The sequence below is a fragment of the Chengkuizengella axinellae genome, from assembly GCF_030730905.1.
In the GTDB taxonomy this organism is placed as follows: Bacteria; Bacillota; Bacilli; order Paenibacillales; family KCTC-33759; genus Chengkuizengella; species Chengkuizengella axinellae.
This window is the reverse complement of sequence record NZ_JAVAMP010000001.1, coordinates 694,438-707,596: the sequence shown is the minus strand read 5'-3', so window position 1 is coordinate 707,596 and position 13,159 is coordinate 694,438. Positions and strand designations below refer to the sequence as shown.

General features: G+C 35.1%; 7 protein-coding genes. 2 read left to right on the top strand and 5 right to left on the bottom strand.

Features of this window, described 5'->3' with window-relative positions; translation table 11 throughout:
• Positions 1 to 7: 7 nt before the first annotated feature.
• From ftsL to bshC, 5 genes are all read right to left on the bottom strand, one after another.
• Entirely contained in the window at positions 8 to 424 is a 417-nt protein-coding gene (gene ftsL / locus Q5Y73_RS03445; protein ID WP_305990437.1) for a cell division protein FtsL, read from the bottom strand.
• 21 nt (positions 425 to 445) lie between these two features.
• Positions 446 to 1,396 (bottom strand): 16S rRNA (cytosine(1402)-N(4))-methyltransferase RsmH, encoded by a 951-nt coding sequence (gene rsmH / locus Q5Y73_RS03440; RefSeq protein WP_305990436.1) that lies wholly within the window; start codon positions 1,394 to 1,396, stop codon positions 446 to 448.
• A 25-nt stretch (positions 1,397 to 1,421) separates the two neighbouring features.
• The gene (gene mraZ, locus Q5Y73_RS03435; protein WP_305990435.1) at positions 1,422 to 1,859 is read right to left on the bottom strand and encodes a division/cell wall cluster transcriptional repressor MraZ; all 438 of its coding nucleotides are present in this window, start codon (positions 1,857 to 1,859) and stop codon (positions 1,422 to 1,424) included.
• Positions 1,860 to 2,030: 171 nt separating this feature from the next.
• Positions 2,031 to 3,293, bottom strand: coding sequence for an adenosylhomocysteinase (locus Q5Y73_RS03430; protein WP_371320135.1), 1,263 nt, complete (start codon positions 3,291 to 3,293; stop codon positions 2,031 to 2,033).
• Positions 3,294 to 3,312: 19 nt separating this feature from the next.
• Positions 3,313 to 4,950: a bacillithiol biosynthesis cysteine-adding enzyme BshC gene (bshC, locus tag Q5Y73_RS03425; protein WP_305990434.1), complete on the bottom strand. Its 1,638-nt coding sequence runs from the start codon at positions 4,948 to 4,950 to the stop codon at positions 3,313 to 3,315.
• 650 nt (positions 4,951 to 5,600) lie between these two features.
• Between bshC and Q5Y73_RS03420 the strand changes: the two genes are divergently transcribed.
• Together Q5Y73_RS03420 and Q5Y73_RS03415 are read left to right on the top strand one after the other, a co-directional pair.
• The gene (locus Q5Y73_RS03420; RefSeq protein WP_305990433.1) at positions 5,601 to 9,035 is read left to right on the top strand and encodes a PKD domain-containing protein; all 3,435 of its coding nucleotides are present in this window, start codon (positions 5,601 to 5,603) and stop codon (positions 9,033 to 9,035) included.
• A gap of 673 nt (positions 9,036 to 9,708) precedes the next feature.
• The gene (locus Q5Y73_RS03415; RefSeq protein ID WP_305990432.1) at positions 9,709 to 13,095 is read left to right on the top strand and encodes a PKD domain-containing protein; all 3,387 of its coding nucleotides are present in this window, start codon (positions 9,709 to 9,711) and stop codon (positions 13,093 to 13,095) included.
• The last annotated feature ends 64 nt before the right edge of the window (positions 13,096 to 13,159 follow it).

The window sequence follows — 13,159 nt, the reverse complement described above, 5'->3', positions numbered from 1 at the left end:
AACTCCATTATTCTGTATATGCAATATTTTGATCTTCTTCTGACTGATTAGGGGTGGGAGAAATTTGTAATACGTTCGTTTCTTCCGTCAGCACAAAATTTTGTGATTCTGCATATTCAATTAACCTTTTTGGATCTTCCATTTTTCTTACTTCAAGTTTTAAATTTTTATTTTCCTTCTCCAGCTTTTGAATTTCCAAGGAAATTTGCTGCATTTGTGTATTCACTTCATAGATTTGTGCATTTTTCAATATAACAAAACCTGCAATAACTACACAAAATATAATCGCAATTAAATAAAGCAGCTTCTCCGGTGCAGAAATGGTTTTTTTCTTACTTACAACGGTCTGCGTTTTTTTTCGATAAACATTTCTACTCACATCTTCTTGTTTTACAGCTAGATTTCCATGTACTCCGAATGCCATAAAATTCTCCCCTTTATATCACTATAACTTTTCAGCAGCTCTTAATTTGGCTGATCGAGCTCTTGGATTGATTTCCAACTCTGCTTCACTTGGTACAATTGGTTTTCTATGCGGCAATTTGATCGTTGCTTTTTTATCACAAACACACATTGGAAAATCTGGTGGACAAGTACATTTAGGCATGTAATGAGAGAATATATGTTTACATATTCGATCTTCTAAAGAGTGGAAGGTGATCACAGAAACTCTTCCCTTAGGAGCTAAACATTCAATGCTCTGGTGAAGTGCTGAATCAAAAACTCCCAACTCATCATTTACAGCAATACGAATGGCTTGAAAGCTCCTTTTAGCAGGATGAGGACCTACCCTTCTAGTTGCGGCAGGAATAGCTTCCTTTACAATTTCAGCAAGCTCCTTTGTTGACTTAATAGGAGCATCCAATCTTGTTTGTACAATCCTTTTAGCTACTCTTTTAGCGAACTTCTCTTCACCATATTCAAATAAAATCTTAATCAACTGCTGCTCAGACCATTCATTCACAATTTCAAAAGCTGTAAGTGAACTGGATTGATCCATTCTCATATCTAATTCAGCATCATGATTGTAACTAAAACCACGCTCTGCTTCATCCAATTGTGGCGAAGACACTCCAAGATCAAATAAGATACCATCTACTTGAGGCGTTTGATCCTTTTTAGGAATATCAAGATGACTTAATTCTTCTTTAAGGTTTTGAAAATTACTCTTAATGAAAATGACACGATCCAAATACGGATGCATTTTCTCTTTTGCATGTTCTATTGCTGATTCATCTTGATCAAATGCAATTAATAACCCTTTTGAACTTAACTTGGAAGCAATCAACGAGCTGTGTCCAGCTCCCCCTAACGTACAATCTACATATATTCCGTCAGGTTTAATATTTAAAGCCTCTACAGCCTCTTCTTTTAATACAGTGATGTGATGAAACACTAAGATCCCTCCAAAGATGATGATTTTACATGTCGAAATCTAAATCGACCAATTTTTCAGCAATTTCATTAAAAGAACTTTCAGATTGTTGAAAATAACCTTCCCAAACTTCCTTATTCCAAACCTCAATTCGATTGGAAACTCCAATTAAAATCGATTCCTTTTCTAATTTCGCATGTGATTTTAAATTATTCGGTATGTTTACCCTTCCCTGTTTATCTAACTCACATTCTGTTGCCCCAGAAAAGAAAAAGCGTGTAAATGCTCTAGCATCAGATTTCATCAAAGGCAGTGCTTTCAACTTTTTTTCTAAGACACTCCATTCAGCAGAAGGATATATAAACAAACATTGGTCTAATCCACGGGTCATAATAAAGGTTGATCCTAGGGAATCACGAAATTTAGAAGGCACAATTACTCTGCCTTTTTCATCTATGTTGTGTTGATATTCACCCATAAACAAATGGAACTACCCCTCTCTCACCCTTACGTACCACTTTACACCACTTTCTACCACTTTGACTAGCTATTTTCTACACAAATAAAAAAAATCCTGCTTTTCACAGGATTTTTCCATAAAAATAGTTCAATAGTCCGATATGATATCCTTGTTTGGTTTAAAATCATCTATTTTTTAGTGTGCTGACCAACTTTCTAAATAACTCTTTTGTTCTTCAGATAGTGCATCTATATTTATTCCTAATGACTCCAGCTTAATTCTAGCTACTTGCTCATCTAATTCATAAGGAACACTTTCTACTTTATTGCCGATGTTTTTGTATTGTTCATTCACATATTTCAATGACATCGCTTGAAGTGCAAACGTCATATCCATGATTTCAGCTGGGTGTCCATCTCCTGCAGCAAGATTTACTAATCTCCCTTCAGCCAGCAAATAGATTTTTCGTCCATCCTTCAATGCATATTCTTCAATATTATTTCGAACTGTACGAATAGATGAAGATTGCTCCTCTAATTCAGGTTTATTCACTTCGATATCAAAATGACCAGCATTGGAAAGGATAGCACCATCCTTCATCACTTTGTAATGTTGACCTCTAATTACATCTTTATTTCCTGTAACAGTAACAAAGAAGTCCCCAAGTTTTGCCGCTTCATCCATAGACATTACTTGAAAACCGTCCATATATGCTTCAACTGCTTTAATCGCATCCACTTCCGTAACAATTACGTTTGCTCCTAATCCTTTTGCACGCATGGCTACACCTCGTCCGCACCAACCATAACCTACAACAACAACTGTTTTCCCTGCAACAACAAGATTCGTAGTTCGATTAATACCGTCCCATACAGATTGACCAGTTCCATATCGATTATCAAAAAGATACTTACAAAAAGCGTCATTTACTGCTACTACAGGGAACTTTAATTCGCCTTCTTTTTCCATCGCTTTTAACCTTAAGATACCCGTCGTTGTTTCTTCAGCTCCACCTCTAACTTGATCTAATAAGTCTTGTCTTTCAGAGTGAAGGATGGAAACTAAATCCCCACCATCATCAATAACTAAATCCGGTTTTGTCTCTAACGTTTTAACCATTAATTCTTTATATTCTTCAGGATCTGGATTGTACTTTGCAAATACAGTGATACCATCCTCAACAAGCGCTGCACACACATCATCTTGAGTAGATAATGGATTGCTACCCGTGATCGTTACTTCAGCACCACCTGCTTTCACCACTTTTGCCAAGTATGCAGTTTTGGCCTCCAAATGCAGAGAAATTGCAACCTTTAATCCTTTAAAGGGTTGTTCTTTTTCAAATTGTTCACGAATGCGATTCAATACAGGCATGTGTGCCTTTACCCAATCAATTTTCAAATGACCTTGCGGTGCTAATTTTATATCTGTTATGACACTGTTATCAACTGCGTTCAACTTGATTTCCTCCTTTTATTTAAGGCAAATAAATAATTGAATGTATGTTTTTCTCTTCAATTGGTTGTTCAATTAATGTCTGCAACCAATCAAAACCATATTTATTTACATAGGTAACAATATTATATACTCTTTCTTGTGGTTTTTCTATTGGTTTAATGGATAATCCAATACGATCCAACTGGCGAATTGAAGCGTCATGTTGTGATTCAAATGCATTTATGGATCGTTTTTCTAAAAAGCTAATCTGATCTATAATTTTTTGTTTATTTGTAAGACCGAGCTTTAACAACCCTGGATTAATATTCTCAACTGTTGATAAAATAGGTTCATACAAGTTTTCAAAGCTCTCTTTTACTTGTTTGAATTGCTGTTCGATATTGACCTCATCCTGTCCTACCAACCATTCCTTTTTTTTATCCTTAAAATGATCCGTGACATCTTCCAAAGTTAGATCATACTTGTTCATATGTTTTTGAATCGTACTTTCTAAAATCGTATACTCAAAACGTGGTTGAATGATTGGAAGTTTCATATCAAACAAATGAAAACTTGCCTTTAACAACCCCCAATAAGCAATTTCACTTGGTCCTAATACAGTAGACCATACAGGAAGTAAATACTCCTGCATAAGAGGACGAGTGAAGACATTATTGCTAAAACGTTCTGGGTGCGATTTTAATTCTTGAATCAACTCTTCTTCAGAAAATAAAACTTTATGATTTTTATCTGTATAAATTCCCTGATTAGTACGTTTCAATAGCAATCTTTCACGTTGATGGATATAAAACAAATTGGATTGAAGTTCATTCATATCAGCTTGTGGCACATATCCAAGTGATTCAACTTGCTCTTTCCCATGAATAATAGTTTCATTCAGAAGAGCATTTTGCTTAATCATCTTATCAAACATAGGTACTTCAAGTTGACGTAACATGGCATCATTAGAATCGAGCAAAATCAAACCAGAATGGCCGAATAACCAAATCATCATTTTTGCAAAGACATCCACTAATGTATCAGAAGTTTCTACGATTGTATCTAATCGATCCATAATCCCTTTTTTAAACTCTGTTTCAATTAGTTCTTCATCTATAATACCTAATGCTTTCTTCCACTCATCTAAGTGAAACTTCAAATCACTAATCGGTGCCTTAGTTTGTTCAGACGCTTCGATTTTAAATTTTTTCAACTTCATGTCAGAAGACAAATATTGTATATGATTCACTTCATCCAAATCATGATCTTCACCCGCGATCCAAAATACAGGTACAACCGTCCGATTCAACTTACTGGATGCTTCTCGTGCTTGTTTAATAATCGTAACAACTTTATAAATGGTAAGCAGAGGACCTGAAAATAAACCCGCTTGCTGTCCACCAACTACAACTAATGTTTCCTTTTCTTTTAAAGATTCTATGTTTTGAAATGCTGATTCAGTGTTCCCTATTTTCTGATTATAATATTTTAAACATGCTGAGAGATCTGCACGGTTTACTTTCAAATGAGAGTTCTTTTCAAGCCATTCCAATCGTTCTGAACTAGAATGATCATCCCATGGGTTAAAATCATATAAATCCTTCACCCGTTCGAAACGATTCAAATAATCATTTGTTAACGGTTGATTAGGCTCTATGTAATAGGGTTCAGTTTTCATGAACTGACCTCCAATATTTGAATTATATAATGTTAAAGCAACTCTGATTTTACACGTTATATACATTGGCTTCAAGTGAAAAATGAAAAAAAGTAATAAACTAGTAAAAACTCACTAGCTATTTAATGAAATATGACCTGAAATTCTCAAACCAGTAGACAAATTTTTTATTGCAAAAGTGACCACAGCAATTTATAATAAGGTCATACCATTAGATTTTTAGACATTATAACATTTAGATTTTTACACACTAAACGACTAAAGAAAGGAAGGTGAGATTCTTACGATAGTGAATGATATTTGTTGTATATATGATTCAAGCTTTAACTACCCTCAAATAACAATTCATAATTTGTTTACTTCAAAATTTATAGAATTCCTACATAATAACAAATTACTTTTATAATGAATTAATCCCTACACTTTTTATCCAATCATTCTAGCAACTTTTAATTTATTATCTCATTTTTTCTAGCAACCAATACCAATATATGACTACTAAAAATCTATAAATTTGTTTTTTCCTAACAAAATCATATTTCAACAACAATTTGATTTCACTCATTTGATTAAATACCTTCCAAGTGATGTAAGCGTTTACTTTTGTCTAAGTCTAATTGGAATTTATATTTATTAAATGGAGGTATTACATGAAATCATTCAAAAAAATAATAAGCAAAACAAGTATTTTATTCTTAGCTTTATGTTTACTAATCCCTGGTGTAAACAGCTTTGCTGCAGAGGAAAAAAAGGTTGTAAGCATTTCTGCGACGACAACCTTTGCTGATCTTGAAAGAATGAGCAATGCGGATATGATCGATTTCTTAATCAACGACATTGTAGATGCTAATGATGATATTACTGATTTTTGGTCATTTAATAGTAGTGCTATTTCATTTTACTCAGATTCTAATCGAATTAATGCATTGTATGACGCAGTATTAGAGCAGTCTTATCGCTGGACATCATCTAACGATGCTGGGTTAACTGCATTAATTAATGTCTTAGCTCAAGGATTAAATACTGCCTGGGTAACTGATGATCCATCATTAGATTACCTAATAACTAACAACGGGTCAGCTGATTTCGCTAACATATTAGCTTCTACTTTAAACAATTCAAATGTATCATTGGGAAGATCTGAAGTAGATCATGATTTAATACGCGTAATCATAGATAAATTCCAATTTGCTAACCCTACTACAGATTTCTTCTATGCTGTGGGAGATTTATATAACGACTATATGAATAATGTGGATTACTATACTGATATTGCCGTAATTTATTCTGACGAAGAAGCATTATTAAATGATAGTCAGGATCTATATACTGAAATCATCAGTCAATTGATTCAACCAATCGAATATTTCCAACCTGGGCAAAGTAACGCTATGGACTATATGTTAGAAGAAATGTCAAGTTATTTGTTTAACACGAATGACCATTTTCAATTTGCTTCTTTAACAGACACTTTACTTTGGTATGTTGAGGATGTTAACTGGTTGTTTGGGAATCATCAAGATAGAAACTTTGGTCATCAAACCATTACAGACGCTCACAATGCTCAAAGTCAATGGACCTGGAAACGATACTATTTAGAATACTTCCTTCATGATATTTATGGTCAAGATGTTTATGGTAATAGAGTGAGTGATCCCACTCCTGATTATATGGACCGATTCCTTCCTGAAGAGTATGTTTTTGATGATGGTGAAATCACGATCATCGCTGGTGGAGATATTTCACAAGAAAAAATTCAAAGAAGTTATTGGGCTATTAAAGAAGTTCAGTCTCAGTTCTTCCGTTTAGCTGGCACAGTTTCTCCAGTTGATGGGTATGGCAATCCAGATGATACATTAACAGCTGTAGTATTTAATAACAGAAATGAATATCAAGCTAATTTATACTTTACTCATTCAACAGATGGTTATTATTCAAGAGTGAGCTCAGGTGGGATATACTATGATTTTGCTGGTAGATTTAACTCCTATGATAGAGTTGTACCAACTGACAGCGCTTTAGAGTTTGAAGAGTTATTCAGACATGAATTCACACATTATTTAGCTGGCAAATACCTTGTTCCGGGTCTAAATGGTGATACTCCATTAACTGACTATGATACTGATTATTTTGTATGGTTCAGTGAAGGGATTGCAGAACATTTAGCAGGAGCGACTAGAGTAGCTGTTGAAGGTCGAGAAACACAATTTGCAGATATAGAAAACCCTCCATTAGGCAGATTTTTTACAGTAGATGAAATTCTTCACCCTGATTTTGAAGTAGCAGACTTTTTTGATTACTATGACTATTATTATTCGTTTTTCGACTTTTTAACTAAATTTAACAACGGAGAATATCGTTATGTTTTAGATGATTTTATCGAGATCATTACTGCAAATGTAAATGAAACTACAAGATTGCAAAATTTCACAAATTATGTGGATGATCTCTCTAGAGACACAGCGTTCAATAGGGACTATCAAAATCATTTAGACGACATACTTTTAGCTTACCAAAGAGGAGATTATAGAACAGTTCTAGTACCAGACGATTATGTGCAGAACCATGTAGAGCGCTCCTTATCAACGATTCAAAATGATATTACTGATGAGATCAACTTATCTAATGTGAATATTACTACAGATAATACGTCAAGATTTTTTGACACATTTACTTTAACTGGAACTTACCGTGGTAATGGTTCTAATGGGCAAGCAGCAGATGTCAATGCAATGAACACAACGATCAATAACGCTTTAATCGATTTGGAAAATAGTAATTTATGGAGTGGTTACAGCACAGTTACAGCATACTTCGTAGATTACACTACTGTTGGCGGAGATTATCAGTTTGATGTAGTTTTCCATGGATTATATACTGGGGAAGATACTACACCTCCTGGCAATATTTCACCTGTGGCAGTTGCAACTGCTTCCCTTACAACTGTAAATGTGGGTGAGACAGTATCGTTTGATGGAAGTGGTTCTAGCGATAACGATGGTACAATCGCATCATATGAATGGAACTTTGATGATGGATCTAATCCAAGCACTCGACAAAACCCAACTCACTCTTTCTCTGCCCAAGGTGTTTACACTGTCACTTTAACCGTGACTGATGACCAAGGTGCAACAGATACGGATACAATAGTGATTACAGTGGGAGATAATCCACCTCCTTCAGGTGATGAAGAAACTGAACCTAATAATAGAAGATCAGAAGCGAATCTAATCGAGGGTAGTATCAATGCCCACCTTGACGCAAATACAGGTGACCACACAGATTGGTTTACCTTTGATGTTAGTTCTAGTGGTGATGTAACCATAGACGTTACCAGCACTAGTCCAGATTACAATGTTGTAGTTGAGGATCCAAGCGGTACTGTTGTAGCTCGTCCATTAAGAGATGCCACAGCAAATTTAGCAGCAGGAACTTACTACATTATCGCATATACATGGTCCGGATATCCTGCTCTTGATTATACGATCACTGTTACAGGCGGTGGTGGTGGTTCTACTAACAATGCACCTATAGCCCTCGCGGAAAGTTCAACAACAACTGCAGAAGTTGGTGAACAGATCACATTCTTTGGAGATGGTTCTACCGATAGTGATGGGACAATAGATTCATATGAATGGAATTTTAATGATGGGGAAACTAGCACAAGTCAAAATACAAGACATACTTTCACTGCTGCAGGAACTTACAATGTGACTTTAACTGTTACAGATAATGAGGGAGCTATAGACACGGATACAATTACGATTACAGTTGGAGATACTCCTCCACCTTCAGGTGCAATCCTTGAAGAAACAGGGACATTAGATAGTAATAATACAGGTGTTAGCTACTACTTTACTGCAGAAGGAAACGGTACAACTACAATCACACTAACGGCTTCAAGTGTAAACGATGCGATTACATGGGTATTATATGAAGCAGATACTGGGACTAGAGTAGATTGGGCATCTCAAAACGGCAATGTACATTCTAACACTATGAATCTAAATCCTGGAACCCAATATGAAATTTCTGTTTATACTTGGGAAAACTCAACAATTGATTATCACATTATTGTCGAGTAAACATGATTAAGGCTAATTAAGCTTTCAGTGGGAGTTTTTATATCTCCCGCTGAAAGCTAACCTAATCAGGTGAAATTAGTTGTAATCTCCTCTTGAATAGAAGGGCATCTTTCATCATAAATAGTTATGAAAAGCAGGAAGGGACCTCCCTCCTGCTTTTCATATTCCTTGAAGTATCACCTCTCAAATATCAAAGGAACCTCTACCGAAGTTTAATCTATAATTTCTGAAAATTACGATAATATATTGCAAAAATTGTCGAATGATTTTATAATAAGGTCATACCATTAGATTTTTAGACATTTTATACTATACTGAAATTAGGTGATAATGAAGTGTGAAAATAGTTTAGCCGTATGATTCATTTTAGTTTCCTCTCATTTAATAACTAATTTTTTATCTTCCATCTACTATAAGAACAACATACATAAAAACACTAAATTACTGGATTACATCCTATCAATGACTATACACCATTAGAATCGTATATTTCTTTAAAATAATTAAATTCACAGTGATTTTTCTTGTTAATACCCGACTAAATCTATAAACTTTATTGGAAATAATATCATACTGCAAGACTTTATTTCATACAAACCAAAAAGTAACATATGATGTAAGCGTTTTCTTTTTGTTGGTTTTTTTGATTTAATATTACATTAGGAGGAATTTTATGAAGTCATTCAAGAAAATATTAAGTAAAACAAGTATTTTATTCTTAGCACTCTGTTTATTAATCCCTGGGGTAAACAGTTTGGCAGCTGCGGAAAAGAAAGAGGTTAGTATTTCAGCAACAACAACTTTTTCAGATTTAGAAAGAATGACTAACATAGAATTAATTAGTTATATAGTCAATAACTTAGATAGTGCATACGACATTGAAGATCTAACGGATCAAAACAGTGCTATTAGCTTTTACAGTGATCAAACTCGAGCTGAAGCTCTACTTGATGGTATTGTTTCTCAGGCTCCTTCCTGGAGTGAGACGAATGACGCAGGACTATCAAGTTTAATTCGTCTAGCTAACTACCCTTTTTACCTTTCAGATGATCCTACCATCAATTATACAGATAACACAGACTATAGAGCGAAAGTGACAGATGCAATTATTGCTATTTTAGACAATCCACGTGTAGCTTTTAATGATAGTGAAGCAGCAAAAGATTTATTTGAGGAAACATCTTATTTATTTTACCATGCACCTAGAAATGGAACAGAACTATATACTAAGCTAGGTCATAAGATAAGAGATTTTATAGATGATTTTGATTATTATTACTCTGTGTATACAGCTGAAAATGACGGATTTGAACATGGATTGAGTGCATATAGTCAAATGATTGAGGCAATAGATGTAAATTTATATAATAATAGACCCTGGGAATCTAATGTTGGTGTAGATTATTTAATGGAGCAAATCACAAGAATTTTATTTGAAGCTGAAGAACATTACGTAACGTCACAAGCAGTAAAGGATACTATGTGGTATCTTCAATGGGATAATTTGGGACAATTACACACAGATGCTGATTTCGCATTAAACCAACTAGTTAGTGCTTACAATAGTTACGGTGAATGGGATACTAGAAAGTATTTTGCAGGGGTGTGGTTATATTGGAATCATAACGGTCAAGATGCTGCTGGTAACGTAATCTTAACAGAAGATCCTTCTGCAGATTTTGAATCAGTTTATCTACCTGAAGAGTACTCCTTTGATAATGGAAGTTTTATTATAAGAGCGGGTTCTAATGTACCGAATGAAAAAATCCAAGAATTATATTGGGCAGCAAAGGAAGTTCAAGCTCAAATGCACCGTTTAGCTGGTGTGGACGTACCAGTAGATGGAACTGGGAATGCTGATGATGTTATAACAGCAATTGTCTACAATAATAAAACACAGTACGACTCCGCTGAGTATATGTTTGGTATTGGCGGCACTAACAATGGTGGAAAATATATAGAACAAGATGGCACTCTCTATACTTATGATAGAGAAGTTCCACTAGTCAGCAGCTTTAAGTTGGAAGAACTATTTCGTCACGAATATACTCATGCTATAGTGAGCAAATATATCATTTCTGGAATTTACAACGAAACACCCTTGTTCTGGGACAACAATTGGTTGAGATGGTATGGTGAAGGAATTGCTGAATACTTAGCGGGTTCCACTAGAACTAGTATAGAGCGTAGAGAAACGATGATGAATGATATTCTTACCCCTCCCACTGAAACTGGTTACTTCACTGTGGAAGAAGTGTTGAATGCAGATGGAACGTATGGATTTTCAGAATACGACTACTTCTATGCTTTCTTTGATTTCGCTATGAGATACAACAACGGTCAATATGCTGATATCATCACTGAATTCAGTGAAATTTTATCTGACACTGATACTGATAGAGCAAATGTCAACTATCAAGCCTATGTGAATGAATTATCTGCAAATACAACTTTAAATGCTGACTTCCAAGCACACCTACAGGATATGATACGAGCTTATAATAATGGTGAATTTACAAGAGTGTTAGTTCCAGGTGATTATACGGCGAATCATTCACTAAGGTCTCTTGCTACAATTGAGAATGATATCTCAAGTATTAATGGACTAAATTTAACAAACGTTACCATCTCTACAGACAATTCATCACGATTCTTTGATACTTTTACATTAAGAGGAACTTACAGAGGCAATGGTTCTAATGGTGCAGATGCAGATAAGCTAGATATGGATAACCTTATTAATCAAGCTTTAGCAAACTTAGAAGGATTGTGGAGCGGATACAATACGGTGTCAGGTTATTTTGTTGATTATCAAGTAATTAATGGTGACTATCAATTCGATTTAGTTTTCCATGGATTATACACTGGGGAAGACATTACACCTCCGAACAATATTTCGCCTGTAGCTGTTGCAGATGTTCCAACCGCTGTTGAAATAGGAGAGATTGTTACATTTGACGGTAGTTCTTCACACGATAATGATGGGACAATCGTATCTTACCAATGGGACTTTAATGATGGATCAACTAGCTCGAGAGAAATTGCAAGACATTCATTCTCAGATGCTGGAATTTATGAAATTTCTTTAACTGTCACTGACGATCAAGGAGCTGAGAATACAGATTCAGTTACTGTTACTGTTCGAGATATTGTTCTCCCTGAAAACGTGGAATCTGAGCCTAACAATAGAAAATCAGACGCTGATTCAATCCAAGACAATATCGATGCTACTCTCGATGCAGATACCGGTGATCATACAGATTGGTTTACATTTGATGTTGTTTCTAATGGTGATGTAACAATTGATGTGACAAGCATTGGCGGAGATTTCAATGTTGAAGTTGAGGATGAAAATGGAGTGGTTGTAGCTAGACCGCTTAGAGATAATATCGTAAATCTTCCTGCTGGCACTTATTATATCATAGCTTATACGTGGGCAGGATATCCAGTAGTTGATTATACAATTTCTATTTCAAGCGGAACGGTTATAACAAATGATCCTCCTGTTGCCTTTGCTGAAAGCTCAGTATTAACAGCTGATGTAGGTCAATCTATATCATTCAATGCAGAACGTTCGTCTGACAGTGATGGAACAATCTTGTCTTACGAATGGAACTTTGATGATGGGTCAACAAGCACTCAAACAAATCCCACTCACTCCTTTGTCTCAGAGGGAACTTTCAACGTTTCTTTAACTGTTACAGATGACCAAGGAGCTTCGAATACAGATACAATAACGATAACAGTTGGAAGTACACCTCCTCCAGGTATTATCCTTGATGAAACTGGAACTCTAGACAGTACAAATGCTGGTGTGAATTATTACTTTACTGCTTCAGGAAGTGGCACAACAACGATTACATTAACTTCCTCAAGTGCTGATGATGCTATCACATGGGTCCTATATGAAGCAGCTTCAGGTGAAAGAGTTGATTGGGCATCCCAAAATGGAAACGTTCATGAAAAAACGATGAATCTTAACCCTGGTACAGAATATGAGATATCTATATACACATGGGATACTTTAACCATTAACTATGATATTGTAATTACAGAGTAAAAAACAATAAAAAAGTAGGAGGACACTCCTACTTTTCTTTATATTCAAGCCTATCAACTCACCA

Coding starts and splice junctions, on each gene's coding strand:
- ftsL (WP_305990437.1), bottom strand. CDS start 424: ATGGCATTCGGAGTACATGGAAATCTAGCTGTAAAACAAGAAGATGTG.
- bshC (WP_305990434.1), bottom strand. CDS start 4,950: ATGAAAACTGAACCCTATTACATAGAGCCTAATCAACCGTTAACAAAT.
- Q5Y73_RS03420 (WP_305990433.1), top strand. CDS start 5,601: ATGAAATCATTCAAAAAAATAATAAGCAAAACAAGTATTTTATTCTTA.
- Q5Y73_RS03415 (WP_305990432.1), top strand. CDS start 9,709: ATGAAGTCATTCAAGAAAATATTAAGTAAAACAAGTATTTTATTCTTA.